Raw genomic sequence first — 25,766 nt, forward strand, 5'->3', positions numbered from 1 at the left:
AGGAGCCACGGTGGACTCCCGGTCCCGCACCGGCCCTCCCCGGTCGCACGCAGAACCCTCCGCGGCCGGGCGGTGCGGCGGAGAGAGCCCGGCTTGTCGTCTCCAGCGCACCCGCTGGGAAGGAGTCGTCGTGAGGCATCAACCCACCAGATCTCCCATCGGCACCGCCGACGGTTCCGCACGCCCCTCCTGCCTCCCGTGCGCTTCCCGTCCGCCCCGTCCGCCCCGGCCTCCGGGCCCCGCCGGGACCCGACCTCCCCGGCCTCCGGGCCCCGCCCGGGCGACGTCCCCCCTGACCGGAGCGCGCCGATGAGGACGCTCCGCGGACGTACGGACCGTGTCGTCGTCGTGGGCGCGGGCCTCTCCGGACTCTCGACTGCGCTGCACCTCGCGGGTGCGGGCCGGAACGTCACGGTGCTGGAGCGCGCGGCGGAACCCGGCGGGCGTGCGGGGCGCATCGAGCTCCGGGGCTACCGCCTCGACACCGGACCCACCGTGCTGACCATGCCGCACCTCATCGAGGAGGCCATGGCAGCAGCCGGGTCGCGGATGTCCGATCACATCGAGCTGGTCCCGCTGCATCCCGCCTACCGCGGCCGGTTCGCCGACGGCTCGCACATCGACGTGCACACCGACGCCGAGGCGATGGAGGCCGAGGTCCGCAGGGCCGCGGGCGGACGGGAGGCGGAGGGCTACCGGCGGCTGCGGCAGTGGCTGGAGCAGGTGTACCGCGTGCAGATGCGGTCCTTCATCGACGCCAACTTCGACTCGCCCTTCGGTCTGCTGACGGCCGACCTGGCCAGACTGGCCGCCCTGGGCGGCTTCGGCACCTGGTACGGGCGGGTCGCACGGTTCGTACAGGACGAGCGGCTGCGCCGGATCTTCTCGTTCCAGGCGCTCTACGCCGGGGTGCCGCCCACCCGCGCTCTGGCCGCCTACGCCGTCATCGCCTACATGGACACCGTCGCCGGTGTGCACTTCCCGCGGGGCGGAATGCACGCCGTGCCCCGCGGCATGGCTACCGCCGCGCAGCGGGCCGGTGTCACGTTCCGCTACGGCGCGACCGTCACCACGGTCGAGCGTTCGGCGACCGGGCGGGCGAGCGCCGTGCGTACGGCGGACGGTGAGCGTTACGTGTGCGACGCGCTGGTCCTCACCTGCGATCTCCCGGTGGCCCACCGTCTGCTGGGCGGCGCACCGCGGCGTGCCGTGCCGCTGCGCTACGCGCCGTCAGCCGTCGTGCTGCACACGGGGGGACGGCGGAACTGGCCCGGCCTGGCCCACCACACCCTCTCCTTCGGAAACGCCTGGCACCGGACGTTCCGCCAACTGACCCGCTCCGGCGAGCTGATGAGCGACCCCTCACTGCTGGTCACCTGCCCCACCGCCACCGACCCGTCCCTCGCACCGGAGGGCCGTCATCTGCACTACGTGCTGGCACCCTGCCCCAACCTCGCGACGGGACCGCACAACTGGTCCGCCATCGCGTCCCGTTACCGCGACAGCCTGGTCTCCGTGCTGCAGAGCCGCGGGCTGGACGGCTTCGGCGACGACCTGGAGGTCGACCGTCTGGTCACGCCCGCCGACTGGGCCGCACAGCACCACGCGGCGGGCACTCCCTTCTCCGCCGCTCACACCTTCGCGCAGACGGGCCCGTTCCGGACGCGCAACCTCCCGGCCGGGTGGGACAACGTCGTGCTCGCCGGCTGCGGCACCACTCCCGGCGTCGGCGTACCCACCGTGATCATCTCCGGGAAGCTGGCGGCGGCCCGCGTCACGGGCGTCCACCGCCGCACGCCGGCGGGCGCACCGGCGCACGCCCCGGCCGCACCGGCGGTCTCCGCCACGCGAAAGGCAGGTGCCCATGACCTCGCGTGAGCTGAGCGCCGCCGGCATCGAGGACCCCGCGCTGCGCTCCGCATATGCACGGTGCCGGGAACTGAACTCCGGTCACGGCAAGACGTATTTCCTCGCGACGCGGCTGCTGACGCCGAGTCAGCGGCCCGCGGTCCACGCCCTGTACGGCTTCGCACGCTGGGCGGACGACATCGTCGACGCCTCCGATCCGGCGCTCACCCCCGAGGAACGAGCCGCCCGGCTCATGCGGCTGGACTCCGAACTGCGGGCGGCACTGCGCACCGGACACAGCAACCACCCCGTCGTCGCAGCGCTCGCCGACACCGTCACCCGGTACGGCATCGACCCGCAGCACTTCACCGACTTCATGCACTCGATGCGCATGGACCTGCACGTCACCGAGTACGGAACCTTCGAGGACCTGCGCCGCTACATGCACGGCTCGGCAGCCGTCATCGGCCTGGAGGTGCTCCCGGTCCTCGGCACGGTCGTGCCCCTGGGAGAAGCGGCACCGCATGCCGAATCCCTCGGCCTGGCCTTCCAGTTGACGAATTTCCTGCGGGACGTGGGCGAGGACCTCGACCGCGACCGCGTCTATCTTCCGCAGGACCTGCTCGGCGCGCACGGCGTGGACCTGGCACTGCTGCGCTGGTGCCGGCTCCACCGCCGCACCGACGAACGGGTACGGGCAGCTCTGCGGGAGCTCAGTGCCACGACACGTCGCATCTACGGGCACGCCGCGCACGGCATCCCCATGCTCCACCCCGTCTCCCGCCCGTGCGTGGGCACCGCCCTGGTCCTCTACCGGGCGATCCTCGACGAGATCGAGAAGGCGGACTGCGCGATCATCCACCGGCGCACCGTCGTTCCGCGCCGGCGCAGAGCGCGGGCGGTGGTGCCCGCGCTCGCCCGGATCGTCGCGCTGCGTGCGAGGCACGCGCTGCACGAGCCCCTGCCGACGCCGCCTCCGTGGAGCGACGCCCGGCGCACGCCCCGACCGCTCGCCGCCCGCCACGGGGACGGCGGAGGCGGCGGCTGGGACGGCGACGGGGACGGCGGCGCACCGGAGAAGAAGGTGATGTCATGAAGCAGGACCCGAGCCGGCGCGGCCCCCTGCGGCTGCCCCCCGCACCGCCCTGGGAACGGCAGTCGCCGACGTGGCAGGCCGCCCGTCCCTCCCTCATCGCGGACGCGCTGAAGCGAGCCGTCAACCGGCCCTCGGGCAACTGGTACGTGATCGGCGCCTCGCGGGACATCCCCGCGAGCCGGCCGACCGGCCGTACGGTCGCGGGAGTCGAGCTGGTCGCGTGGCGCAACGCCTCCGGTGCGCTGGTTGCCGCCCCCGGCGCCTGCCCGCACCTGGGGGCTCCGCTGCGCGAGAGCGCGCTGTGCGGGGGACGCCTCGTCTGCCGTTGGCACGGCCTGGCCCTCGGCGAGGACGGCCTCGGCGACTGGCAGCCCTTCCCCGCTCACGACGACGGCGTCCTGGCATGGGTGCGTCTCGACCGGGCGGGGGGTGAGGCGCCCACGCCCGCGCCGTTGCTGCCGGCCCGTCCGCAGCCCGGCCGTACGCTCGACGCGGTGACCACGCAGGCGGGCCGCTGCGAGCCCGAGGACGTCGTGGCCAACCGCCTCGACCCGTGGCACGGCTCGTGGTTCCACCCCTATGCCTTCACCCGGCTCACGGTGCTGGAGGAGCCCGATCCGAACAACGGCGACCGCTTCGTCGTCGACGTCGCCTACCGGCTCCCCGCGGGCACCGGGATCCCCGTGCGCGCCGCCTTCACCGCGCCGGAGCCCCGCACCGTCGTGATGCACATCCTGGAGGGAGAGGGGGCGACCTCCGTGGTGGAGACCCACGCGACTCCCCTGACGCCACCGGGACACCCCCGCCCCCGTACGGCGGTGGTCGAGGCGGTGCTCGCCACGTCGGAGCGGCGGGGCTTCGACGCCGCACGCCGTATGGCGCCGCTGCTGCGGCCGCTCGTGAAGCGCGCCGCCGCGCGGCTGTGGCGTGACGACCTCGCGTACGCCGAGCGGCGCCGACAGCTGCGCAGTGAGGGCAGGTTCCCGGGATGACCGCGGCCGGAAGGACCCCGGTGCCGGAGCCGGTGCACGGAGCGGGAGCGGGGACGGACCCGGTGGTGGACGCGGAGGTCGTGGTGGTGGGCGCCGGTGCCGCCGGGCTGTCGCTGGCCTGGCGGCTGGTGACCGGGACGCCGGGCGCGGGGAGCGGTGCCGGAGCCCGGTCCGCGGCCGGGCGTACGCCGGACGTGCTGCTCATCGAGCCACCGTCGGGGCCGGTGCGCAGTCCGGCACGGACGTGGTGCTTCTGGGAGGAGGGGCCCGGTGAGTTCGACGACCTGGTCACCGCTTCTTGGACGCGCCTGTCCGTCACGGACGGGGACGGGCGGTCGACGTCCGGCACCTGCGGGGCGACGTACAAGATGATCCGCTCGGGGGACTACACCCGACGGCTGGAGGCGTGTCTCGCGGAGTCGGACCGCGTGCGACGGGTGACCGGGACGGCCGGCGAAGCGTACGACGTGCCGGGCGGTGCGGAGGTCGCCGCGGTGGACGCCGGCGGCAGGCCGTTCCGCGTGCGCGGCAGGTGGGTCTTCGACTCCCGCCCGCCCCGGCGGCTGCCGCCCGCCCGTACCACGCTGCTGCAGCACTTCCGCGGGTGGTTCCTGCGGACGGGACGGCCCCGGTTCGACGCGTCCGCAGCCGAGTTGATGGACTTCCGCACCGGACAGCCGCACCGGGGACTCGCGTTCGTCTACCTGCTGCCGCTGGCCGCAGACGAAGCGCTCGTGGAGTACACGGTCTTCTCCTCGTCGCTGCTGCCTGCGGACGCGTACGACGGGGCCCTGCGCCGCTACGTCGAGGAGACCCGCGGCCTCGGTTCCTGCGAGGTCACCGCGGCCGAACAGGGCGTCATCCCGATGACCGACGGAGACTTTCCGCGCCGGGCGGGCAGGTCGGTCCTGCGCATCGGTGCCGCCGGGGGCGCCACACGGCCCTCGACGGGATACACCTTCGCCGCGATCCAGCGTCAGACCGCCGCCGTCGCGGCGTCCCTGCGCGCTGGACGTACGCCGGTGCCGCCGGACCCCCACAGCCGGCGGCACCGCGCCATGGACGCGGTGCTGCTGCGAGCGCTCGCGGAGGGACGCGTCGACGGGGCCGGCTTCTTCACGGATCTCTTCCGCCGCAACTCCCTGGACACGGTGGTGCGTTTCCTCGACGGCCGCTCGACTGCGGCCGAGGAGTGGGCGATCGGCCTGCGCACACCCGTCGTCCCCATGCTGCGCACGCTGGCGGGCCTCCCCTTCGTGCCGCGCCGTCCGGGACAGCCCACGGCCGTCATGCCCGGCCCGCCCGAGGACACCTCTCCTGCCGGGCCGGGCGTCCCGCCCGGAGAGGCGGAGCACGCCGCGCGTTCCGATCCCGGGGAGGCCCGGCGGTGACGCGCAGATCCGGCGGCGTACCGCGTCCGCCGCACGTCCGCGACCGGCGTGCCGTCCTGTGGCCGGCGGCGCCGGGTGCCGCACGCGCCGGGGATCCCGTTCCGCATGCGGCCGTCGTGGGCGGCGGCATCGCCGGCATCGCCGCGGCGACCGCCCTGGCCGAACGGGGCGTACGCGTCGACCTGCTGGAGGAACGCGACACGCTGGGAGGACGCCTCAACGGGTGGCCCACGCAGCTCTCCGACGGCACCACCGTGACCATGAGCCGCGGCTTCCACGCCTTCTTCCGGCAGTACTACAACCTGCGCAGCCTGCTGCGGCGGGGGCACGGGTCCGGGTCCGCGGCACTCGTTCCCCTGGAGGACTACCCGCTGCAGCGCAGCGGCGGCTCCCGCGACAGCTTCCGGCGAGTGCCGCGTACCCCGCCGTGGAACCTGCTGGGATTCGTCGCCCAAAGCCCCACGTTCACGCTCTCCGGCATGGCGGGGATGAACCCCCGGGCTGCTCTCGCGCTGCTGGACGTACGCGTTCCGGAGGTCTACCGGCAGCTCGACGGCGTCAGCGCGGCCAGCTTCCTGGACCGGGTGCGATTCCCCGAGGAGGCCCGCGATCTGGCCTTCGAGGTCTTCTCCCGCAGCTTCTTCGCCGATCCGCGTGAACTCTCCGCCGCAGAGCTGGTGTTGATGTTCCACATCTACTTCCTCGGATCGGCGGAAGGACTGCTGTTCGACGTTCCGGGCGAACCGTTCCCCGCTGCCCTCTGGGAACCCCTCGCCCGTCACCTCGAAGGTCTCGGCGTCACGATCCGCACCGGGAGGCGCGTGCACCGGGCGGTGCCCGACGGTGCGGGTTTCGCGCTGTCCTCCGCCACCGCACAGGGCGACGGCGGCCAGGAGGACGCGCGCTACGACGCCGCCGTCCTCGCGCTCGACAGCCGCGGACTCCAGAGTCTCGTGCACGCCTCCCCCGGCCTCGGCGACGCGAGTTGGCGTGCGGGCGTCGCCCGGCTGCGTCAGGCCCCGCCCTTCCTCGTCTCCCGCTACTGGCTGGACCGTCCCGTCGCGTCCGGAAGGCCGGGATTCCTCGGTACGAGCGGCTACGGACCCGTCGACAACGTCAGCGTCCTCGACCGGTGGGAGGGGGAAGCCGCACGCTGGGCCGGACGAACCGGCGGCTCCGTCGTGGAAGTTCACGCCTACGCCCTCCCCGCCGGGTGCGACCGCAGGGGCGTCGAGGCACGCATGAGGCAGGAGCTGGACCGGATCTACCCGGAGACGGCGCGGGCCGCCGCTCTCGACGTACGCCACGAATGGCGCGCGGACTGCCCGCACTTCCCCGTCGGGGGGTATCAGCACCGGCCCGCCGTACGCACGAACCACGCCCGGCTCGTCGTCGCGGGAGACGCGGTCCGCACCGAACTGCCGGTCGCCCTGATGGAACGCGCGGCGACCACCGGGTTCCAGGCCGCCAACGCGCTGCTGGAGACCTGGGGTCTGCGGGGGCATCCGCTGTGGTCCGTGCCCGTGACCGGCCGTTCGGCGGCGCTGCGCCTGCTCGGCCGCCTGGCGTGACGTACCGGGCCGCCGGCCGTACCGGTCAGCCGTACCGGGCCGGCTCCCCGCAGGCGGCTCAGCCCGCGGTGCGGCAGCGGACATGCTGCCGCACTGTGGACGGATGGCAGACGCAGAACGGCGTTGGTGCTTCGCCGACCAGCTCGGCCCGCACTTCCTCGACAGGGAGGACCAGCCGGTCCTGCTGATCGAGTCGAGGGCGGTGCTGCGCCGTCGCCGCTTCCACCGGCAGAAGGCACACCTGCTGCTGTCCGCGCTGCGCCACAGGGCGGCCGAGCTGGGCGAGCAGGCGTACTTCCTGCGCACCGGGACCTACCGCGAAGCCCTCGGCGGCGTACGCGAACCGCTGAGCGTCTGCGGACCGACGTCCCGGGCCGCCGCCGACTTCGTGCGGGGGCTCGACGGGGTGACGGTGCTGCCCTCCCGCGGATTCGCCACCTCCCGCGAGGAGTTCGAGGAGTGGGCGGCCCGGCGGAGCGGGAGCTCACTGCTGATGGAGCACTTCTACCGCAGGGCCCGCACGCTGACGGGCACGCTCATGGACGGCGACGACGCACCCGCCGGCGGGAAGTGGAACCTCGACAAGGAGAACCGCGAGCCTCCGCCCCAGGACGGGCGGCTTCCGCTGCCCGGGCCCTACCGTCCGGAAGAGGACGAGATCGACGAGGAGGTACGCGCCGACCTCGACGCGGCCGAGGCAGCCGGCGAACTCTCCTTCGTGGGCCGCGACGGACCACGGCAGTTCCCCGCGACCCGCGCGGAGGCCCTGGCTGCGCTGGACCACTTCGTCGAGCACCGGCTGGCCGCCTTCGGACCGTACGAGGACGCGATGCTCGCCGGCGACCCGGCCATGAGCCACAGCCTTCTCTCGGCGGCCATGAATCTCGGCCTGCTGGACCCCGTCGAGTGCGCGGCCGCCGCGGAGGCGGCCTGGCGCGCGGGCAGGGTCCCGCTGCGCAGCGCCGAGGGGTACGTCAGGCAGCTGATCGGCTGGCGCGACTACATGTGGCACACGTACTGGCACTTCGGGCGGAAGTACGCCCGGAGCAACGCGCTGCGGGCGCGGCGGCGGCTGCCGGAGTGGTTCGCGGAACTCGACGCCGACGACGTCCGGGCGCACTGCCTCTCCAGCGTGCTGCGGGACGTACGCGACCGGGGCTGGACCCATCACATCCCGCGGCTGATGATCCTCGGCAACTACGGCCTGCAGCGCGGGTGGCACCCGGCCGCCCTCAGCGACTGGTTCCACCGCTGCTTCGTCGACGGCTACGAATGGGTCATGGCCACCAACGTCATCGGCATGTCCCAGTACGCGGACGGCGGCCGGATCACCACGAAGCCCTACGCGGCCGGAGGCGCGTACATCAACCGGATGAGCGACTTCTGCCATGACTGCGTCTACCGGCCCACGGCCCGCTCAGGCGACGACGCGTGCCCGTACACAGCCGGGTACTGGTGGTTCCTCGCCCGCAACGAGGAGCGGCTCGCGGACAACTGGCGGCTGGCACCGCAGCTGCGGAACCTGAGCCGCATCCACGATCTGGACGAGGTCGTGGCACGCGAGCGCAACCGGAAGCGGCCCTGAGGCCGCGGTCTTCGAAGCCCCCCGGGGAACGTGTCCCCCGGCGGGCCGGCAGGCGGCTTCAGCCGCCCTGACGATCCAGCCAGCCGGTGACGATGAGGTACTGACCGAGGATGTATCCCGCCATGATCAGCACTTCCTGCGACGGCAGCTCATGGCCGGCGGCCTGCAGCCCGATCAGCAGGTCCGACCCGAGGAACGCACCGGCGCCCGCTCCGACCCGGCCGCCCACGCCGAGCGCGGCGGCACCCATCAGCGTCAGGGCGAGGCTGTAGCCGGCCACGGGAATCCGCAGCCGCTTCTCCAGTGAGGGACCGAGCACGGCGTTCACCGCGGCCCATCCGGCGAGACAGCCGACGGCCGGCCACGGCTTCCGGCGGACCGAGCGCAGCGCACCGAGACGGGTGTAGCCGGCCGTGTAGCTGACCTGGGTGCCCAGGAAGGCGGCCATGCCCAGCAGGAAGGCCGGCTCGTGCTCGTCGAAGAGCAGCGCGGTGTCTCCGGCCGTCGCACAGGCGAGCCCCGCGAGGAGCGTCTTGGGCACCTCCGCGTCCTGGCCGGTGCGCCGGCGCAGTGCGTAGGAGGCCAGCGCGGGCATCAGCAGGGGTTTCGCCGCCCGGCTCATCCCGCGGTGCCGGCCGCCCGCGACCGCCGCGAGGTCGGCAGCGGCGAGCGCGCCGAAGGCGACGAGGGAGCCGCGCCCCCGGCCGTCCGGGCTGACGGCTCGCGAGGCCGCTGCTCTTGCGGCGCCGATGATTCTCTGCCGTGCGGGCCGTCTGGTGATCGTCATGGCTGGAAGTCTGTAGCCCCCGCTCACAGCGGGTCAACAGGGCCCCTCGCGTCCGGCCCCGGGCCCTCCGTCCCCGGAGCAGAGCACCCGGACCGCCCCGCCGGGATGCGTTTCCGCGTGGGTGGGAGCAGCCTGGAAGGCATGACACCTCCGATCGTCGTGCATCCTCCGTCGGACAAGGGCGGCCGACGGGTGACGGCCCACGCCGAGCAGCTGGGAGTGGCGTACCGCTTGGAGGACGTCGCCGAGTTCCTGCGGCATGCGGGCCTGAGCGAGGACGAGATCCAGCTCGACGACCCGAACCTGATCGAGTGGCGCGGTGGCGGCCCCGACTCCTGGCGATGACGGATGGCCGGGCGGCGTACGCCGTCCGGTCCGTGACGTGACGAGAACCGGCGCGACGGCCGGTCCACTCCGGCGAGACGAACGGGCACGGCGGCCAAGGAGGCGGCACATGCAGAAGATCACGACGCATCTGTGGTTCGACAGTCAGGCCGAAGAAGCGGTGCAGCACTACACCTCCGTCTTCCCCGACTCCCGGGTGCTCGACGTGCAGCGCTACGGAGAGGCGGGGCCCGGCGAGCCCGGCACCGTCATGACCGTCACCTTCGAACTGGCGGGGCAGCGCTACATCGCGCTCAACGGCGGTCCGGAGTTCAGCTTCAACGAGGCCGTCTCGCTCTACGTGGAGTGCGCCGACCAGGACGAGGTCGACAGATACTGGGCGAAGCTCGGGGAAGGCGGCGAGGAGGGACCCTGCGGGTGGCTGAAGGACAAGTACGGGCTGTCGTGGCAGATCGTCCCCAGGGCACTGCCCGACCTGCTGAGGGACCCCGACCCGGCCCGGTCCGCACGCGTCATGAAGGCGATGCTGAGGATGCGGAAGATCGACGTGCGGGAGCTGGAGGACGCCTACAACGAGGAGACGGCGCCGGTGAGTTGACACCTGCCCGCCCCCGCGCATGTCCCCGTGAGCCTCCCCGGTGGAGATGCGGCAGGCGGCCCGAGGACCCGAGGTGCGGGACCGAGCCGGACTTGGTCCCGCAGCTGCGTGCGGCCGCCACCGCGCTCCGAGAGGACGAGACCGATGACCCCCGAGCAGTGGGCCACTGTCCGCCGCCTCGTCGACTGGCTGGACACCGCCAACGGCCACGGCGAGCAGGAGACGGCGATGCGCCTGATGAAGCTGGGCGAGGAGACGGGCGAGGTGATGCAGGCGTACATCGGTACGGCCGGGCAGAACCCGCGCAAGGGGCGCACCCACACGGCGGCGGACGTCGCGGACGAGCTGTGCGACGTCATCCTCACCGCGGCCGTCGCGCTGCACCGCTTCACCGACGACCCCGCGGCGGCCCTCGACGGGAAGATCCGCCAGGTCGCGCTCCGTTCCCTGCCGTCCGGGACCGTCGCCGACGCCGTGGAGTGAACAGGCGCGGCCCGGCACACGTCCTTCCCGCATGCGACGCGCCGCCGGGTCCGGTGTCAGGGGGCGGCGGGCGCGTCCCGCAGGCGTACCGACAGGCAGGTCACGCAGCCCTCCAGCTTCTCGAACTCACCGATGTCGACGACGACCGGCTCGTAGCCCCATCCCGAGTAGAGCTCCGCGGTCCTCGGCGCACTCGCCGCCATCAGCAGCCTGTCGTCGCCGAGGAGCACGACGTGCGCTCCGGCCTCCTCCGGTACGGGTTCGAAGCGGGGGAAGAGCTCACGGAAACCGGTCAGCGCCGGGTGCCCCACCACGGTGCCGTCGGGGAGGGCGGTGACGGCGGACTTCAGATGCAGCACCTGCGTGAGCGGCACGGGCACGACCCGTGCGCCCAGCGGTTCGAAGGCCGCGCGCAGCTGCCGTACGCCTTCCTGGTTCGTGCGTCCGCCGGTCCCCACGTACACGGTGTCGCCGGTCTTGAGCACGTCGCCGCCGTCGAGCGTGGCCGGGGCGTGAAGACGCCGGACGGTGTAACCCTGCGCCCGGACCGCCTCCTCGACCGCCGCCGTCTCCGCCCGCCGCGTCGGAGCGCCGGAGCGGCAGACCAGCGCGACGTCGCGGAGCACGACCACGGTGTCCTCGACGAACACGCTGTCGGCGCAGTCGTCCCGGGGCGGCACCCGGAGGATCCGCCAGCCGTGGTCCCGCAGTGCCGCGACGTACTCCTCCCACTGCCGCACCGCGCGCCCCCGGTCCACCGGCACCCGTTCCACATGTGTGACGAGGCCCTCCGCGAGACGTGAACTGGGCGCGCGTACGAGGGCTTTCCGAGTTGCCATCTCTTCCTCCGGTGCGGCGGCGGGGCGGCCGTGGTCCTGGCTGCTCAGTTTCCGGAAGGCGCGGCAACGGGCAGCGGGCTCTCCCAGTCCAGTTGCACGGTCAGCAGGTCGTCCGCCTGGGACGGCGGCGGCCCCGGCCGCCGGAAGCGGTCCCGGTAGTTGCGCACGGTCCGCCGGAGGCGGTTCGGCGCCTTGCGCGTCGTGAGCCGGGCGCTGCTGACCGTGTTGCGCTCGACGCGCGGGCGGCGGAGCTGCTCGTAGGTCTCCAGGGCGGCGTCGGTGCTGGGGGCGTCCCGCAGCGACTTCGCCAGCACCACCGCGTCCTCGAGCGCCATGGACGCGCCCTGTCCCGTGGCGGGCGAGGCGGCGTGGGCGGCGTCCCCGATGAGCAGCATCCGGGACGTACGCCACCGCGTGACCGTCGACAGGTCGCTGGCGTTGGTCACCGTCAGACGCTCCCCCGTGGCTGCGACGATCTCGGCCGCGGCCGTCGCGTCCGGCCGCAGCATCGGCAGGAGGTGGTCGCGCCACTGCGTGGGGGTGGTCCCGGCGATCTCGGCCCGGGTGAGTTCCTCGCCGGAGACGCGGGCGAACCAGTAAGTCTCCCCCTGGGGGGAGACCGCGTATCCCATCGCGGCGGAGCTGCCGCGGAGCATGTCGATCCGCCCCGGTTCGCTGGGCGGCGCCGCATCGGCGGTGTAGCCGTAGAACACGCGCTGGCCCGCGTAGCGAGGTGCGGTGGCCTCCGGGTCGGTGAGGGAACGTACGACGGAGTGGATGCCGTCGGCCCCCAGCAGCAGATCTCCGCGGGCGGTGCTGCCGTCGGCGAAGACGGCGGTGACGCCGTCCTCGTCCTCCTCCGCGCTGACGAACCGCTTGCCGTGCTCGACGCGGATCCCTCTGCGGACGGCCTCCGCCCGCAGGGCCGCGGCGAGTTCGGCGCGGCGCAGGCAGCGGTAGCGCCGCAGCGGGTCGTCGACCTCGCCCAGCGGAACCGTGGAGACCACTGTTCCCGTGTCGCCCGTGATGCGCATCGTGGTCAGGTCGAAACCGACCTCGGAGACGGCTTCCGCGGCGTCGAACTGGGCGAGCGCGAGCATGCCGTTGCTCGCCAGGGTGAGGAAGGCGCCGATGTCCGCGCCCTCTTCGGGATGCGCCTCGTGAACTGTGGCCGCGATGCCGGCCTTGTCCAGGGCGAGCGCAGCTGCACTTCCGGCGATACCGCCACCGATGATCAGGATCCGCATCTTCCGAGCCCTCGTTCGCTGGTCGGTATCCCCGGGTCGTGCCCCGTCAACGAGCCCTGCACGAAAGCGAGTTGGCCGTCCTGCCTGCGCGGCGGCGGCCCTTGCCGGGTGCGGGCCCGAAGTTGTTCTGGTGAACCGTACCCGCTGCCTGCCGCCGCAGTCCGGGGGCCCGCCGTCACTGCTGTCCGTGCGGGCTCGTCACACGGCGTGACCACCCTCATCCCCCGGGGCGTCACCACAACTTGCGTGCCACGCCGCCCAGCACGGGAAGACCTGCGCCGCCCGCAGCGGGCTGCCGGGCGGAAGGACGCCACAGCGGGACGGGAACGACACCGGGTTCGACCAGTTCGAGTCCGGAGAAGAAGCGGGTGATCTCTTCCGGGGAGCGCAGCCGGCAGGGAAGCGCACCGGACTCGCCGTAGCGGCGCATGGCGGCGCTGTACGCCTCGTCGGTGTCCGTACCGTCCCGGATCGCGAGGCAGCTGCCCGGGGGGAGGTCCTGCATCAGGCGGTGCACGATCGCCCGGGCCTCGGTGTAGCGCTCGATGTGGGCGAGGAGGCCCATGAGCATCACCCCGACGGGTTCGTCCAGGTCCAGCGTCCGGGACGCCCCGGCCAGGATGCGGTCCGGGTCGCGGGCGTCGGCGTGGAGACAGGCCGAGGCGCCCTCGGGCGACCAGGTCAGCAGCCGGCCCGCATGCGCCAGGACCAGGGGGTCGTGGTCGACGTAGACGATGCGCGCCTCGGGGGCGAGTTGCTGCGCGACCTCATGGATGCTGCCGGCGGTGGGCAGCCCCGTGCCGACGTCGAGGAACTGCCGTACGCCTTCCTCCTCGATCAGGTGGCGTACGACGCGGCCGACGAACTCCCGTGAGGCGCGGGCGAGTTCCGTCATGCCGGGGAACGCGGCAAGCACCTGCTCGCCGGCGCTGCGGTCGGCCTCGAAGTGGTCCTTGCCGCCCAGCCAGAAGTCGAAGATCCGGGCGGAGTGGGGCACCTCCGGGTCGATGGAGGCGGCTTCGGAGGCTTCGTCCTGGCCTGTCAACGCGGAGTCCGTCCATGTGCGAGGAGAGTCGGTGAGGGGCGGCGCCGAGGCTGCCGGTACGTGCGCTCCGGGGGCGGCCGGTGACGTGCCGAACGGCGGGGTTCCCGGGCCAGGGCCGGACCGGGGGGCGTGCGCGGGGTCGCACTCCCCTGTAGTGCGACCCCGCACGCCCCCATCCCCGGCTCGGCGGCGGAAGGCTCCCGTGCTCGTTTCCGCACGCCGGTGAAGAGCATCACGGAGCCACTATGTCCCTGTGGCCTTCAGGCCGCAAGCATCGTTCTGATAATTTCAACGGTAAGTCGCAAAGAAATTGGCTGTGTTGAGCACTTCCGGCTGATGAGCGGCCTGCTCCTGTGCGCGCCGAACCCCCGGCCGTAACGATTCACCTCCGTAAGGAGTCCGAACGATGAACCCCGAGGCCGTCACCGACCCCACCACCGGCCGTGTGTACAACGGCATGCCCGCCCGAGAACTGGGCGCCGAGGGCTGGCACAAGCCCTGGAGCGGACAGAACGGAGGCGCCTGCCTGGAGGCGAAGAAGCTGCCCGACGGACACGTGGCCCTGCGCCAGTCCACCGACCCGGAAGGGCCCGCCCTGCTCTACACCCCCGAAGAGATCAACGCATTCATCCAGGGAGCCAAGGCCGGAGCGGCCGACTTCCTCACCAGCTGAAACATCCCCGGGGGGTGAGTGCGCCGTCCCACTGCGGAGCCGTACGGGCGGCGTACCCCTCCCCCGTCTGCTTGCCTTGGAGCGCGCTCCAATTCGTAGCGTTCCGGGCATGACCACACCTCAGCACAGCATCGGCTCGGGCTTCGGGGCCCGCAGCACCGCCGCAGACGTTCTGCGGGGCATCGACCTGACCGGAAAGCTGGCCGTCGTCACCGGTGGCTACTCGGGACTCGGCCTGGAGACGACGCGCGCGCTGGCCGCCGCGGGCGCCCATGTCGTCGTGCCGGCGAGGCGGCGCGAGGCAGCGCGGGAGAAGGTCGGGGCGATCAGCGGCGTGGAGATCGACACGCTCGATCTCGCCGACCTCGACTCGGTGCGCACCTTCGCCGACCGGTTCCTGCGGACCGGCCGCGGCATCGACATCATGATCAACAGTGCTGCCGTCATGGCCTGCCCGGAGACCCGGGTGGGCCCCGGCTGGGAGGCTCAGTTCGCGGTCAACCACCTGGGGCACTACGCGCTGGTCAACCGGCTCCGTCCGGCGCTCGAGCCCGGTGGCGCCCGCGTCGTCTCGGTGTCCTCCGCCGGACACCGTCTCTCGCCGGTCCGCTGGGACGACGTGCACTTCGAGCAGGGCTACGACAAGTGGAAGGCATACGGGCAGGCGAAGACGGCGAACGCGCTGTTCGCGGTCCAGCTCGACGCACTGGGCCGCGACCAGGGCATACGGGCGTTCTCGCTGCACCCCGGCGGCATCCTCACGCCGCTGCAGCGCCACCTTCCCCCCGAGGAGATGGTCGCCGCGGGGTGGATCGACGAGGACGGCGCCCCGCTCGACCCCTCGTTCAAGACGCCCGAGCAGGGCGCCGCCACCCAGGTGTGGGCGGCGACGTCCCCCCTGCTGGCCGGCATGGGCGGCGTGTACTGCGAGGACTGCGACATCGCCGGACGCTCCTCCGGCAGCCCGGCCGCCCCCGCCGGCGGCGTCCAGGGCCACGCGGTCGATCCGGAACAGGCGGCGCGTCTCTGGTCACTCTCCGCGGAGCTCACCGGCCTCGACGCGTTCGCCCTCGGGGCCACGCGCTGACGCCGACGTCAGGGTGGGAACGGGCACCCCTCTCGTACCCCGGGTCGCGGACGGCCGCCCCCGGCGTGCCGCGCCGTGCGCGGAGCTGCCTGCTGCACGTGGCGCGCACGCTCGCGAACGGCTCACGGTGCGTCGCGCTGGGCGGACGGCGGCCGGGCGAGAAGGCGACGACTTCGCGCCGGACGCCTCCGCTGCCGGGAAGGATCTCCCCGTCACGGATCGTCCGCCCCCTCCCGACCACGCCCCCTCCCGGCCACCGCCACGTCCCGCCCGCTGCCACCTCCGCGACGAAGGAGTGTCCGCCATGACCGACGACCGGCGCCCCGGACACATACGGACCCGGCCCCGCCTCGCCGTCGCCGGACTGGGCGCCATCGCCCGCACCGCGCATCTGCCCCTGCTGGAGAGGCGGCGCGACCTGTTCGAGGTCACCGCGCTGTGCGATCTCTCCCGAAGCGCCCTCGACGAGCTCGGCACCAGATACGGGATCCCCGCAGAGCACCGGCACACCAGTACCGCCTCACTCCTCGGACGGGGCGGCTTCGACGCCGTGCTGCTGCTGACGTCCGGGTCGCACGGCGACGACGCCGAGGCGGCCCTGCGCGCGGGTTACGCGGTGCTGTGCGAGAAGCCGCTCGCCTGCACGCGCGCGGAGGCCGCCCGGGTCGCCGCCGCAGAGCGCGAGCAGGGGCGCGGTCCCCGCCTGATGGTGGGTTACATGAAGCAGTACGACCCTGCCGCCGTGCGTCTCGCGCAGCTGCTCGAACAGGCGGGCGGGGCCGCGGACGTACGCTCCGTGGAGGTGTGCGTGCTGCACCCCGCGGGCGAGGCGCAGCTGGAGTTCGCCCACCTGCCCGCCCCCGTCCCGGACGCCGACCCGGAAGCGCTCTCGGCGCTGCGCGCGCGGAACGCCGAGCTCACGGCCGAGGCACTGGGCCCGGACGCGCCGGGGCCGGTACGCGACCTGTACGACACCGTCAACTCCTCCGTCTGCCATGAGTTCTCGCTGCTGCGGAGCTTCATCGGCAGCCCCGCGTCCGTCGACTTCGCAGCCCACTGGCCGGGGAAGGCCGCCGGCCCGGGCTCCCTGGAGCTGTCCGGGCGGCTGCCGGGTCCCGCCCGCTACAGCATCCGGTGGCACTACTTGCCGGGGCACGCCGCGTACCGCGAGACCGTCGCTGTGCACCACGAGGGCGGCACGCTCGAACTCGCCTTTCCCTCTCCCTACTTGATGAACGCCGCGACGGTGCTGACAGCCACGGACAACGTCGGCGGCACCGAGATGCGCGCCGAATACCGTTCGGTCGTGGAGGCGTTCGAGCAGGAACTCGTGGCCTTCCACGCCATGGTCACCCGGGGCAGGCCGCCCAGGACGGGCGTGAGTGGCGCGACCGAGGACCTCGTCACGGCCCAGCGGGCTGCGGCACGCTTCGCGGAGCTGGCACAGCTCCCCTGTGCCGGAGAGGCATCGTCTGCGTGAGTTGCGGGCAGGAGGACCGTACCTGCCGCGCTTTGCGGTGCCGCCCGCATGGCGGAGCGGGCGGCAGGAGAAACGGACAGCCGCCGTTCGGCCCAGTGGCGAGCCGTGCTGGCAGCGACCGGCGCCTGTCGCCGCGTCACCTGACGGAGCAGCAGCGGCGAACGCCGTGCCGTCGCGAACTGCGGTGCCGCGCAAGCTTGTTGTCACTTTCACTGGGCGTACCACGGGAGGCGGAGCCCGGTTCGCTCTGCTACAGGTGATTCGTGGGCCCGTCGTTCTTTCAGATTCCGAGAAAGTCGCGACGCATCGCCTCCTTGGGGTTGTCGCGTTCATGGCGGACTGCATTTACTGGCCGGGCGCGGAACCCGATTTCAGCCCGTGCGGGGAGGGGCGAACCTGCCCCTCCCCGCACGGGTCCCCCCACCCATCGGTGACGGAACTCCGAGCGAGCGAGCCGCCGTTGCCAGTCCTGAAGGAGATCGAGATGGCTGCACAGCCAGGTTTCGACCGCCGCTCGCTGCTACGCGGTGGCGTGGCCGCCACCGCCGCGGGCGCCATCGGCCTCAGCACCGCCGGTACCGCCAACGCCGCCGGAACGGCCGCCGCACCCGCCGGCTCCCTGGGCGCCGCACGCGCCCGCGCCGCCGAACCCCGCATCTACAGCACGGAGGAGTGGGGCGCGCGTGCCCCGTCCAGCGCGATCGTCGTCGAGGACCACCGCCCGACGTTCATCGTCGTCCACCACACCGCCGAGCCCGGCAACAGCGAGGACTACTCGCTGGAGCACGCGAAGAAGATCTGCCGGGACATCCAGAACTTCCACATGGACGGCAACGGCTGGTCCGACACCGGCCAGCAGTTCACCAACAGCCGTGGCGGCTTCCGCCTCGAAGGCCGTCACCGGAGCCTCGAAGTGGTCCGCGGGGGCACCCAGCACGTCCAGGGCGCCAACGTCGGCGGCCACAACAGCGAAGTCATCGGGATCGAGAACGAGGGCCTCTACACCGAGGTGGACGTACCGCAGGCCCTGTGGGACTCCCTCGTCCAGCTGGTCGCCTGGATCGCCGCGCAGTACGGCACGGACCTGGCGAACATCAAGGGGCACCGGGACTTCAACTCCACCGAGTGCCCCGGCGAGGTCCTCTACGGCCGCCTGCAGGAGCTGCGCGACGCCGTCGGCAACGCCCTCGGTCTCGCCTCCGTCGGCGAACTCCTCAACTGGCCGCTGCTCAAGCCCGGTTCGGTGGGCCCGCAGGTACGCGCCGCTCAGCACCTGCTGCGCGCCAAGGGTTACGCGGTGCCGGTCGACGGCGTCTTCGGGACGTCCACGAAGCGCGCCGTGGCGGAGCTGGCGGACACGCACAACATCGACCGTCACACCTGCTCGGCGATGCACCACAGCAAGGTCGACGAGACGGGTTACCTCGGGTCCGACATCTGGCCGCTGCTCACGCCGGCCGACCGTACGCCCGAAGGCGGCGAGATCGAGGAGGCCGTGGGCACCCTGCTGCGCAGCAAGCGGGGCAAGGCACCCTCCCTCGACGCGCTCACGGAGACCGCCTGGAAGCGGCTGCTGAACTGATGCAGCAGCCGTGATCCGGCGGATGCGGTCGTGCCGAAGCCCCGGCCGCATCCGCCGGGTCGCCGGGTGCGCGCGGACACGGGGTGTCCGCCCGAAAGCGGCGCCGGTACGCGGCGGCGGTCTGCCTGTCGGCCGCCGCGCCGCCCGCGCCGCGTCCGCCGCACCCGGCGGGTCGTGGGGCGTCCGGACGGTCCGCAGTCGGCGGGCCGCAGGGGGGAGGAACCTTCCGGCAGCCGTCTGCGATGCTGACCCGGTGCCGCTCACGCCCCGCGATCCGCTCCCTCCTCCGGAGCCCCAGCCCGTCACGGCGGACCCCCCGCACCGGACGGCCCGCCCGCTGCTGACGCAGTCGTGGCTCGACCTGGCCTTCGTGCACTGGGCCGCCGATCCCGAAGACGTGGCGCCGCTGCTGCCGCCGGGCACCGTCCCCGATGTCCTGGACGGCAGGACGTACGTCGGTCTGGTCGCCTTCCGCATGCACCGTGTGGGGTGGTTCCGGCTGCCCGGCATCCCGTATCTGGGCAGCTTCCCCGAGACGAACGTCCGGCTGTACTCCGTGGACGGGCACGGGCGGCGCGGTGTCGTCTTCCGCTCGCTCGACGCCTCGCGCCTGATTCCCGTGACGGTCGCGCTCGCCCTCTTCCGCATGCCCTACCGGTGGTCCCGGATGTCCGTGCGCCGCCACGGAGACCACGTCGGCTACACCAGCACCCGGCGGTGGCCGGGGCCCCGGGGGGTGCGCTGCCGGATGTCCGTACGCATCGGGGAACGGATCTCGCAGCCGACGGAGCTGGAGCACTTCCTGACCGCCCGCTGGGGCATGCACAACACGTTCTTCGGACGCTCGGTGTATCTGCCCAACGACCATCCGCGCTGGGCGCTGCACCGGGCCGAACTGACCGAGTGCGACGAGGACTTGATCACTGCGGCGGGGCTGGCACAGCCGTCCGGGGAGCCGGTGAGCGTGCTGTACTCGCCCGGCGTCCCCGTGCGGTTCTCGCGCCCTTCACGCCCGGCCGGTGTGCCGACACCCTGACCGCTGCCGCGGGGGGCGACCACTGCTGCGAGGGGTCGCCCTGCCTCAGTGCGGGCCCCGGCGCAGCCGCACGCGGTACGAGTACTGCTCCGGCAGGAAGTGACTGATCGCCAGTTCGACGCGCTGCCCGGTCGCCGTCGCGTACAGGCGGTCGATGCGCAGCAGAGGATGATCCGGCCCGCACTGCAGTTCCCGGGCGACGGCCTCGGGCGCGGGCGACACCGTGATGCTCTGCTCGGCGTCGGTGATCGGGGACGAGAGCCGTCCGTCGAGCAGTCCGATGACGGTGACGGTACTGACGGCACCGGTCTCGGTGAGTTCCGGAAGCGCCTGGAGCGTCTCGCCCGCCTCCGGCGGCAGCCACACCGAGGTGTGACAGAAAGGCACACCGTCGTGGAGGCGCCGCAAGGAGAGCGTGTGCACGACGTCGCTCTCCAGTCCCAGCCTGCCGGCGGCGTCCAGATCGACCTGGCGGCGCAGGGGGCCGGTCAGTTGCATGGTGGTGTCGACGGACAGGCTCATCAGGTCCTCGACCGAGCCGAACTGCCGCAGATACCGGCCGCCCCGCGGCGCCGTGAACGTGCCCCGTCCCGGCACCCTGTGCACCAGCCCCTCGGCGACCAGGTCCTGGAACGCCCTGCGCACGGTCTGTCTGCTGACCCGGTACGTACGGGCCAGCTCGGCCTCCGTGGGCAGCCGTACGCCCTCGGGGTAGCGCCGGCCGAGGATGTCCGCGCGCAGATCGTCCGCGAGGCCGCGGTACGCGGCACGGGCACGTCCCGTGCCGCCGCTCATGCGAGGGTCGCTTCTGCCGTGGCGTGCGCGTCCGCACGGCAGCCGGCCACCCGCAGCCGCACCTCGTCGCCGCCGCTGCTCTCCCCGCACGTGAGGAGCCGCTCACCGCAGAAGACGGGCTGACGCAGCCGGTACGAGAGCCGCCGTACCGTACGCCCCGGAGCCTCCCGTCGCAGGAGCTCCAGCATGGAGAGCACCAGCAGCGGCCCGTGCACGACCAGGCCGGGGTATCCCTCTGTGGCGGTGGCGTAGGGCTCGTCGTAGTGGATCCGGTGCGCGTTGGCCGTCAGCGCGCTGAAGCGGAAGAGCAGCGCGGGGTCGGTCTGCCAGCTCTGCTGCCAGGGAGCGCCGGCGGTGGGCGTGGCGGCCGTGTCCAGGGTGAGCCCCGGCGGGACGGGTGCCTGGCCGCCGCTTCTGTAGACCAGGTCCACCTCCTCGGTGACGCTCGGCCCGCCGTCCTGCCGGAAGTCCCCGCGCACGGTCACGAAGAGCAGCTCGCCGCTCCGTCCCTCCTTCACCTCGACCGCCGCCACGGAGCTGGTGAGTTCTGCCGGACGCCCCACGATCAGCGGTGTGTGGATCTCCAGTCGTCCGCCCGCGAACATCCGGCGCCTGTCCGGGATCGGCGGCAGGAAGTGGCTGTCGCGGAGGTGCCCGTCGCTGCCGAGTTCGCTGTGGCGCGGCCACTGCAGGAAGTGCAGCCAGTGCCACAGCGGCGGGAGCCGCGCGCCCGCCTCGGCGGCGGGTGCCGGCAGGTCGAGCACCGCGGACAGGGCGGCGCTCGGTCCGGGATCGAGCGGATCGAAGCTCCGCGTGGGAGCGGGGCGCCACGTGCGCGCCACCTGGTGGAGGACCTCGCCGGGTGCGCTGGCGGGCTGGGACACGGACTCTCCTCCTTCGCACCGGGCCGACAGCCGCGTGCGGAGCTGGAAGGACAGGGCGGCGCAGAGTACGTACAAATCCAGGGCATTGTGTTGACACGCGCACCGAGGCGTCAAGCCGAGGGCGGGTTTCCGCAGTTCAGACCGGCGTTGACACGCATCGGATCGGGCCGTACAAATCTCGGAGCCGCGGGGGCGCCGCCCGTCTTCCCTCCGCCGTGAAGGGAGCGGCGCCCCGACGCAGACCGGGAGGTGAGTTGTGAGGATGGCCGAGCGACCGCTGGAGGGCATCACCGTCGTGAGTCTCGAACAGGCGGTGGCCGCCCCTTTCGCCACCCGCCAGCTCGCCGACCTCGGCGCCCGCGTCATCAAGATCGAACGTCCCGGCGGTGGTGACTTCGCCCGCCGCTACGACACGACCGTCCACGGACACTCCAGTTATTTCGTCTGGCTCAACCGCTCCAAGGAGTCCCTCACCCTCAACGTGAAGGACGAACGAGGCCGCGCCGTCCTGGACCAACTCCTCGCGAGGGCCGACGTGTTCGTCAACAACCTCGCGCCCGGCGCGGCAGGCCGCCTCGGGCTCTCCCCCGCGGAGCTGTCGGACGCGCACCCCCGCCTGATCCCGTGCACCGTCTCGGGGTACGGGACGAGCGGGCCGTGGTCGGACCGCAAGGCCTACGACCTGCTCGTACAGTGCCAGACCGGTCTCGTCTCCCTCACCGGCACCGGAGCGGAGTACGCCCGCGTCGGGGTGTCCGTCGCGGACATCGCGGCCGGCATGTACGCGTACAGCGGCGTTCTGACGGCCCTGTTCACCCGTGCCACCACCGGCGTCGCCCGGCCCGTCGAGGTCTCGCTCTTCGAGGCGCTCGCCGAATGGATGGGCCAACCCGCGTACTACACAGGGCACTCGGGGGCGCAGCCGCCGCGCATCGGCACCCAGCACCCCACCATCGCCCCGTACGGGGCGTACACCGCCGCCGACGGCAGGGACGTCCTCTTCTCCATCCAGAACGAACGTGAATGGGATGCGCTGTGCTCGGAGTTCCTGGAGCAGCCGGAGGTGCGGGACGATCCGCGCTTCGCCACCTCCTCGGCCCGCGTCGCGAACCGCGAGGCTCTCAACTCCCTCGTCTCGGCACGCTTCGCCCGTTCCGGCGCCGACGCCGTCACCGAGGTCTTCGACCGCATCGGCATCGCCTACGCCGAGGTGAACACGGTGGCGGACTTCCTCGAACACCCCGTCCTGAGCGGGCGTGACCGCTGGCGCGAGGTGGGCGTTCCGGGTGCGTCGGTCCAGGCGCTGCTGCCACCGGTCGACATCGCCGGTACGAGCGCGCGCATGGACCCGGTGCCGGACGTCGGCGAGCACACCGACGCCGTCCTCGCCGAGCTGGGCCACTCGGCGGACGCGGTGGCGGCGTTGCGGGCGGACTCGGTCGTCTGACGTCGGACCTTCCGCCCCACCGGTTTGCCCGTTGACGTGTCCTGTGATCAAGGTGCCTGCTCAAGGTGCCTGCCCCGATGGGCACTTCAGCCGTCCGTCCGAGCTGGATCGCCTCGCCGTACGCGCCGTCGGCCATTCCGTCGACGACGAAGTGAGGCCGGTCGCGAGGGGGTTGAGGCCGGACGCAAAGGGGGTTGCAGTCTCCGGCTTCCGCGACGCTCCACCGCCGCTCGTCGTCGGCGAGGGCGTGACGGGATTCGTGGGAACCTCATCGCCTCCGAGCTGTGCGAGCACCACTTCCCGGGCCGGACGACCCGGTCAGGCCCCGGCGCCACCCGCGCTCTCCCGGCCGGGCTTCCGGCCCGCCCGCCGGTCCGCCCGCCGTCCGCGGTCCGGCCTCGTGCCCCGGAGGCGGGCTTCCGTGTGCGGGCTTATCGTCGAGGCATGCGCGCAGGTGAACCGCACTACGACATCGTCCTCAAGCCGCAGACCGCCGACGCCGAGGGGCATCCGGTGCACGGCCCCGTCCTGCGCGTCATGAGCGTGCGGGCGACGGGGGCACGCGGTGAGACCGGCTACCCGCGCTACGCGGGAGAAGGCGTCGAGGCCGATATCGATCCGCGCACCCGCACCGTCGAGGCCGTGACGGTCGACGGCGAAGAACTCCCCTACGGCTGGGTTGCGTTGGTCGCGGACGAAGGCGAGGCGGACGACGAGGACGAGGCGGAGCGCGCCTGACGGGCCCCGGATCACCCGGTGGCAGCGCCGCAGCTCGGGCCGGGTCGGTCCGGCCGGGACGGGTTCGGTCGGTTCCGGTCGGGACGGTTTCCGGCCGCCCGGGTTCCGGTCAGCCCGCCTTGTCCGCCCGGATCCTGACCTGTTCGGCCAGCCTGTCCAGGCTCTCGTCCAGTGCCACGGTGATCCTGTGGTCCGGCGGGGCGTCCCCTTCGTCGAAGAACGACAGGTGCACCGTGACCGCGCTGGCACCGCCGCCGATGCCCTCGACCTGGAGCCAGCCCGCGTAGCGCCCGTCGTCGCGCGTCCCCCATTCCAGGCGGAGCTGTTCCCGCCTGGCGCGCAGCAGCGCGGGTTCGTCCCGTCCGGTGTCGTCGTCGTGGACGGTGACGGCCGGCATCTCCTCCGGGTGGACGTGCAGCTCCCTCGGCAGCCACGTGTCGATCTGCTCGACGTCGCATGCCTGGTCGAAGACCTCCTCCGGAGGGGCCGCCACGGTGCGGGAACGCTCGTGTTCGCTCATCGGGCCCGCGTTCCCGGCCGCCGCGGAGCGAAACGGGCGGCAGAGGTGACAACCCGGGAGGCCGACTCCCGCCTGCGCGATCGGCTGCCGCGCCGTACCGTGCCCCCGCGGCAACCGGCGGGCAGCGGGAGGGACACGGGATGCCGACCGGCAGGCGACTTTCCTCACCGCAGGGAGCGTCGCTGCCGCGGCGGCCCTCACCTCCACCGGGTGCGGCTCCAACACCGGCCGCGGGCACAGCGGTTCAGATGACGGACAGGCGTTGCCGCACCGCCGACCCGGCTCCGGCCCCGGCGTCTTCGAGGTCGACGGCACGGCGATCGACCAGACCCAGGGCGGTCAGGCGCTCGACCCCACGGTCTCGACCCCACGGACCAAGTGGCAGGCGTGCGCGACGACTTCCACCAGGCTGTGCTGCGACCCGAGGTCCGGGACGACAATGTGTGGGGGTCCCCAGGTCGTCTCCGGCATCGACGACCGGCATGCCGGGGCGCAGGCGGGGCTCAGGTCCGCACCCCCGCCAGGGCGAGTTCCGTGATGCGCTGCGCGGCGTCCGTACGGAAGAGCGACCTGCCGCGTGCGATGCGCTCCTCGCGCACCGGGCCGGGCTCCAGCACCCGTCGCAGCGCGGCCGTCAAGTCACCGCGGTCACCGACGAGTTCGGACACCCCGGCATCGGCCATCGCCCGAACACCCTGGGCTCCGTGTCCGGGCAGCGGCCGGTGCCCGATCACGGGCAGGCCGGCGGCCAGTGCCTGCGCCGCCGTCTGTCCCGCCGCGTTGTCGATCAGGGCGTCGGCCGCCGACATCAGTTCCGCCATGTCGGCCACCCAGCCCAGCGCCAGCACCCCGGGCAGCCGTGCCGCACGGCGCCGCAGCCGCTCGTCACGGCCGCACAACAGCACGGGCAGGACAGGCAGCACGTCGGCACCGTCCGCCAACTGCCGTACGGTGCTGAGAAGTTCGGAGCCCACGCCCCAGGCGCCCGCGGATACCAGGACGACACGGCGGCCCGGTGCCAGGAGCCCGAGTTCGCCACGCCATGCCTGCCCCTCCCCGGCCGGCCCGGTCTCCCCCGGCGCGCCCCCGTCCCCCACGCGCAGGAAAGCGGCGGGCACCACCGGCCCCGTCGCCTCGGCATGCCTGCCGGTGACCGCACCGGCCGTACGGGCCGCCGCCCCGGTGACGCACAGGTGCGCGTCGTTGCCCGGATGGAGCCAGCCGCGGTGCACACCGAAGTCGATGACGCTCACCACACTCGGCACCCGCAGCACGCCGCGCTTCCGCAGTCTCCCGGTCACCTGCGCGGAGAGGTGAAAGGTCGAAACGACCCCATCAGGCTGCCACTTGCCGACGGCCTCCATCAGCGGACGTTCGGCGAGCAGCGCCAGCGGTGCGCTGCCCGGCCGTGCAACCGACTCACCGCGTGTCCCCCGCTCCGGCTCCGGGTCGAGGAAGCCCCGGTAGACCGCCCCGTACAGCGCGGGCACCCGGCGCACCGTGCCCCGGTAGGCAGCACGCAGCGCCGCCCCTACCCCCGAGGGGAGCAGTGCGAGCACATCCTCGGTCCGCACCAGGTGACCGCGCGCCCGCAGCCTGGCGGCGAGCTCTCCCGCCACCGCGTCGTGGCCGGCGCCCATGCTTGCGCTGAGCAGCAGGAACCGTTGCCGCATGAGGCTCCAGAAGTCGGATGGTTC

24 protein-coding genes are annotated in these 25,766 nt (G+C 72.9%); 16 read left to right on the top strand and 8 right to left on the bottom strand.

Annotated elements, in window-relative coordinates; translation table 11 throughout:
* Window positions 1–309 precede the first annotated feature (309 nt).
* From ACFPA8_RS22410 to ACFPA8_RS22435, 6 genes are all read left to right on the top strand, one after another.
* Complete coding sequence (locus ACFPA8_RS22410) at window positions 310–1,878, top strand: phytoene desaturase (protein ID WP_386451222.1); 1,569 nt, start codon at window positions 310–312, stop codon at window positions 1,876–1,878.
* A complete protein-coding gene (locus ACFPA8_RS22415) occupies window positions 1,865–2,944 on the top strand; it encodes a phytoene/squalene synthase family protein (protein WP_386451223.1) in 1,080 nt (359 codons plus the stop codon). Before ACFPA8_RS22410 ends, ACFPA8_RS22415 begins: the two co-directional genes overlap by 14 nt.
* Window positions 2,941–3,936: a DUF5914 domain-containing protein gene (locus tag ACFPA8_RS22420; RefSeq protein WP_386451224.1), complete on the top strand. Its 996-nt coding sequence runs from the start codon at window positions 2,941–2,943 to the stop codon at window positions 3,934–3,936. The genes ACFPA8_RS22415 and ACFPA8_RS22420 overlap by 4 nt, the downstream gene beginning before the upstream one ends.
* A 62-nt stretch (window positions 3,937–3,998) precedes the next feature.
* Window positions 3,999–5,327, top strand: a complete 1,329-nt coding sequence (locus ACFPA8_RS22425) for a lycopene cyclase family protein (RefSeq protein WP_386451500.1) — start codon at window positions 3,999–4,001, stop codon at window positions 5,325–5,327.
* Window positions 5,324–6,898 carry an FAD-dependent oxidoreductase gene (locus ACFPA8_RS22430; protein WP_386451225.1) on the top strand — a complete coding sequence of 525 codons (1,575 nt, stop codon included), beginning with the start codon at window positions 5,324–5,326 and terminating at the stop codon, window positions 6,896–6,898. The genes ACFPA8_RS22425 and ACFPA8_RS22430 overlap by 4 nt, the downstream gene beginning before the upstream one ends.
* Before the next feature lie 103 nt (window positions 6,899–7,001).
* Complete coding sequence (locus ACFPA8_RS22435; RefSeq protein ID WP_386451226.1) at window positions 7,002–8,483, top strand: cryptochrome/photolyase family protein; 1,482 nt, start codon at window positions 7,002–7,004, stop codon at window positions 8,481–8,483.
* Window positions 8,484–8,541: 58 nt separating this feature from the next.
* On the opposite strand, the gene ACFPA8_RS22440 is transcribed toward ACFPA8_RS22435, so the two are convergent.
* The gene (locus ACFPA8_RS22440) at window positions 8,542–9,270 is read right to left on the bottom strand and encodes a lysoplasmalogenase (protein WP_386451227.1); all 729 of its coding nucleotides are present in this window, start codon (window positions 9,268–9,270) and stop codon (window positions 8,542–8,544) included.
* Between the two features lie 141 nt (window positions 9,271–9,411).
* On the opposite strand from ACFPA8_RS22440, the gene ACFPA8_RS22445 reads away from it, so the two are divergent.
* The 3 genes from ACFPA8_RS22445 (at window position 9,412) to ACFPA8_RS22455 (ending at window position 10,696) form a co-directional block, all read left to right on the top strand.
* Window positions 9,412–9,615 carry a death domain-containing protein gene (locus ACFPA8_RS22445; protein WP_386451228.1) on the top strand — a complete coding sequence of 68 codons (204 nt, stop codon included), beginning with the start codon at window positions 9,412–9,414 and terminating at the stop codon, window positions 9,613–9,615.
* 109 nt (window positions 9,616–9,724) lie between these two features.
* Entirely contained in the window at window positions 9,725–10,213 is a 489-nt protein-coding gene (locus ACFPA8_RS22450) for a VOC family protein (RefSeq protein WP_386451229.1), read from the top strand.
* 144 nt (window positions 10,214–10,357) lie between these two features.
* On the top strand, window positions 10,358–10,696 hold the full coding sequence (locus tag ACFPA8_RS22455) for a MazG-like family protein (protein ID WP_386451230.1): 339 nt from the start codon (window positions 10,358–10,360) through the stop codon (window positions 10,694–10,696).
* Window positions 10,697–10,752: 56 nt separating this feature from the next.
* Here ACFPA8_RS22455 and ddaH read toward each other — a convergent pair whose 3' ends face one another.
* From ddaH to ACFPA8_RS22470, 3 genes are all read right to left on the bottom strand, one after another.
* The gene (gene ddaH, locus ACFPA8_RS22460; RefSeq protein ID WP_386451231.1) at window positions 10,753–11,535 is read right to left on the bottom strand and encodes a dimethylargininase; all 783 of its coding nucleotides are present in this window, start codon (window positions 11,533–11,535) and stop codon (window positions 10,753–10,755) included.
* A 44-nt stretch (window positions 11,536–11,579) separates the two neighbouring features.
* Window positions 11,580–12,782: an FAD-dependent monooxygenase gene (locus ACFPA8_RS22465; protein WP_386451232.1), complete on the bottom strand. Its 1,203-nt coding sequence runs from the start codon at window positions 12,780–12,782 to the stop codon at window positions 11,580–11,582.
* Between the two features lie 232 nt (window positions 12,783–13,014).
* Complete coding sequence (locus ACFPA8_RS22470; protein ID WP_386451233.1) at window positions 13,015–13,827, bottom strand: SAM-dependent methyltransferase; 813 nt, start codon at window positions 13,825–13,827, stop codon at window positions 13,015–13,017.
* A 406-nt stretch (window positions 13,828–14,233) separates the two neighbouring features.
* Here ACFPA8_RS22470 and ACFPA8_RS22475 point away from each other — a divergent pair, with 406 nt between their 5' ends.
* The 5 genes from ACFPA8_RS22475 (at window position 14,234) to ACFPA8_RS22495 (ending at window position 19,685) form a co-directional block, all read left to right on the top strand.
* Window positions 14,234–14,500: a DUF397 domain-containing protein gene (locus ACFPA8_RS22475; RefSeq protein ID WP_386451234.1), complete on the top strand. Its 267-nt coding sequence runs from the start codon at window positions 14,234–14,236 to the stop codon at window positions 14,498–14,500.
* Between the two features lie 109 nt (window positions 14,501–14,609).
* Window positions 14,610–15,587 (top strand): SDR family NAD(P)-dependent oxidoreductase, encoded by a 978-nt coding sequence (locus ACFPA8_RS22480; RefSeq protein ID WP_386451235.1) that lies wholly within the window; start codon window positions 14,610–14,612, stop codon window positions 15,585–15,587.
* A 304-nt stretch (window positions 15,588–15,891) separates the two neighbouring features.
* Window positions 15,892–17,067 (top strand): Gfo/Idh/MocA family protein, encoded by a 1,176-nt coding sequence (locus ACFPA8_RS22485; protein ID WP_386451236.1) that lies wholly within the window; start codon window positions 15,892–15,894, stop codon window positions 17,065–17,067.
* Window positions 17,068–17,551: 484 nt separating this feature from the next.
* Entirely contained in the window at window positions 17,552–18,649 is a 1,098-nt protein-coding gene (locus tag ACFPA8_RS22490) for a peptidoglycan recognition protein family protein (protein ID WP_386451237.1), read from the top strand.
* 253 nt (window positions 18,650–18,902) lie between these two features.
* Window positions 18,903–19,685 carry a YqjF family protein gene (locus ACFPA8_RS22495; RefSeq protein WP_386451238.1) on the top strand — a complete coding sequence of 261 codons (783 nt, stop codon included), beginning with the start codon at window positions 18,903–18,905 and terminating at the stop codon, window positions 19,683–19,685.
* A gap of 45 nt (window positions 19,686–19,730) precedes the next feature.
* On the opposite strand, the gene ACFPA8_RS22500 is transcribed toward ACFPA8_RS22495, so the two are convergent.
* Window positions 19,731–20,480, bottom strand: a complete 750-nt coding sequence (locus ACFPA8_RS22500; protein ID WP_386451239.1) for a GntR family transcriptional regulator — start codon at window positions 20,478–20,480, stop codon at window positions 19,731–19,733.
* On the bottom strand, window positions 20,477–21,364 hold the full coding sequence (locus ACFPA8_RS22505) for an HTD2 family dehydratase (RefSeq protein WP_386451240.1): 888 nt from the start codon (window positions 21,362–21,364) through the stop codon (window positions 20,477–20,479). The genes ACFPA8_RS22500 and ACFPA8_RS22505 overlap by 4 nt, the downstream gene beginning before the upstream one ends.
* 262 nt (window positions 21,365–21,626) lie before the next feature.
* Here ACFPA8_RS22505 and ACFPA8_RS22510 point away from each other — a divergent pair, with 262 nt between their 5' ends.
* Complete coding sequence (locus tag ACFPA8_RS22510) at window positions 21,627–22,811, top strand: CaiB/BaiF CoA transferase family protein (RefSeq protein ID WP_386451241.1); 1,185 nt, start codon at window positions 21,627–21,629, stop codon at window positions 22,809–22,811.
* Window positions 22,812–23,255: 444 nt separating this feature from the next.
* Window positions 23,256–23,549: a hypothetical protein gene (locus ACFPA8_RS22515; RefSeq protein WP_386451242.1), complete on the top strand. Its 294-nt coding sequence runs from the start codon at window positions 23,256–23,258 to the stop codon at window positions 23,547–23,549.
* Window positions 23,550–23,658: 109 nt separating this feature from the next.
* Here the strand turns inward: ACFPA8_RS22515 and ACFPA8_RS22520 are convergent, their stop codons facing one another.
* On the bottom strand, window positions 23,659–24,069 hold the full coding sequence (locus tag ACFPA8_RS22520; protein WP_386451243.1) for an SRPBCC family protein: 411 nt from the start codon (window positions 24,067–24,069) through the stop codon (window positions 23,659–23,661).
* Window positions 24,070–24,572: 503 nt separating this feature from the next.
* On the bottom strand, window positions 24,573–25,742 hold the full coding sequence (locus tag ACFPA8_RS22525; RefSeq protein ID WP_386451244.1) for an MGDG synthase family glycosyltransferase: 1,170 nt from the start codon (window positions 25,740–25,742) through the stop codon (window positions 24,573–24,575).
* Window positions 25,743–25,766 lie beyond the last annotated feature (24 nt).

Source organism: Streptomyces ovatisporus (genome assembly GCF_042653885.1).
GTDB classification, from domain to species: domain Bacteria; phylum Actinomycetota; class Actinomycetes; order Streptomycetales; family Streptomycetaceae; genus Streptomyces; species Streptomyces ovatisporus.

What these genes read in the sequence shown, in the direction of transcription:
- ACFPA8_RS22440 (WP_386451227.1), bottom strand. Translation starts at nt 9,270, where the DNA reads ATGACGATCACCAGACGGCCCGCACGGCAGAGAATCATCGGCGCCGCA.
- ddaH (WP_386451231.1), bottom strand. Translation starts at nt 11,535, where the DNA reads ATGGCAACTCGGAAAGCCCTCGTACGCGCGCCCAGTTCACGTCTCGCG.
- ACFPA8_RS22435 (WP_386451226.1), top strand. Translation starts at nt 7,002, where the DNA reads ATGGCAGACGCAGAACGGCGTTGGTGCTTCGCCGACCAGCTCGGCCCG.
- ACFPA8_RS22490 (WP_386451237.1), top strand. Translation starts at nt 17,552, where the DNA reads ATGGCTGCACAGCCAGGTTTCGACCGCCGCTCGCTGCTACGCGGTGGC.
- ACFPA8_RS22525 (WP_386451244.1), bottom strand. Translation starts at nt 25,742, where the DNA reads ATGCGGCAACGGTTCCTGCTGCTCAGCGCAAGCATGGGCGCCGGCCAC.
- ACFPA8_RS22410 (WP_386451222.1), top strand. Translation starts at nt 310, where the DNA reads ATGAGGACGCTCCGCGGACGTACGGACCGTGTCGTCGTCGTGGGCGCG.
- ACFPA8_RS22420 (WP_386451224.1), top strand. Translation starts at nt 2,941, where the DNA reads ATGAAGCAGGACCCGAGCCGGCGCGGCCCCCTGCGGCTGCCCCCCGCA.
- ACFPA8_RS22465 (WP_386451232.1), bottom strand. Translation starts at nt 12,782, where the DNA reads ATGCGGATCCTGATCATCGGTGGCGGTATCGCCGGAAGTGCAGCTGCG.
- ACFPA8_RS22510 (WP_386451241.1), top strand. Translation starts at nt 21,627, where the DNA reads ATGGCCGAGCGACCGCTGGAGGGCATCACCGTCGTGAGTCTCGAACAG.
- ACFPA8_RS22450 (WP_386451229.1), top strand. Translation starts at nt 9,725, where the DNA reads ATGCAGAAGATCACGACGCATCTGTGGTTCGACAGTCAGGCCGAAGAA.
- ACFPA8_RS22445 (WP_386451228.1), top strand. Translation starts at nt 9,412, where the DNA reads ATGACACCTCCGATCGTCGTGCATCCTCCGTCGGACAAGGGCGGCCGA.
- ACFPA8_RS22480 (WP_386451235.1), top strand. Translation starts at nt 14,610, where the DNA reads ATGACCACACCTCAGCACAGCATCGGCTCGGGCTTCGGGGCCCGCAGC.
- ACFPA8_RS22520 (WP_386451243.1), bottom strand. Translation starts at nt 24,069, where the DNA reads ATGAGCGAACACGAGCGTTCCCGCACCGTGGCGGCCCCTCCGGAGGAG.
- ACFPA8_RS22455 (WP_386451230.1), top strand. Translation starts at nt 10,358, where the DNA reads ATGACCCCCGAGCAGTGGGCCACTGTCCGCCGCCTCGTCGACTGGCTG.
- ACFPA8_RS22515 (WP_386451242.1), top strand. Translation starts at nt 23,256, where the DNA reads ATGCGCGCAGGTGAACCGCACTACGACATCGTCCTCAAGCCGCAGACC.
- ACFPA8_RS22500 (WP_386451239.1), bottom strand. Translation starts at nt 20,480, where the DNA reads ATGAGCGGCGGCACGGGACGTGCCCGTGCCGCGTACCGCGGCCTCGCG.
- ACFPA8_RS22475 (WP_386451234.1), top strand. Translation starts at nt 14,234, where the DNA reads ATGAACCCCGAGGCCGTCACCGACCCCACCACCGGCCGTGTGTACAAC.
- ACFPA8_RS22485 (WP_386451236.1), top strand. Translation starts at nt 15,892, where the DNA reads ATGACCGACGACCGGCGCCCCGGACACATACGGACCCGGCCCCGCCTC.
- ACFPA8_RS22415 (WP_386451223.1), top strand. Translation starts at nt 1,865, where the DNA reads ATGACCTCGCGTGAGCTGAGCGCCGCCGGCATCGAGGACCCCGCGCTG.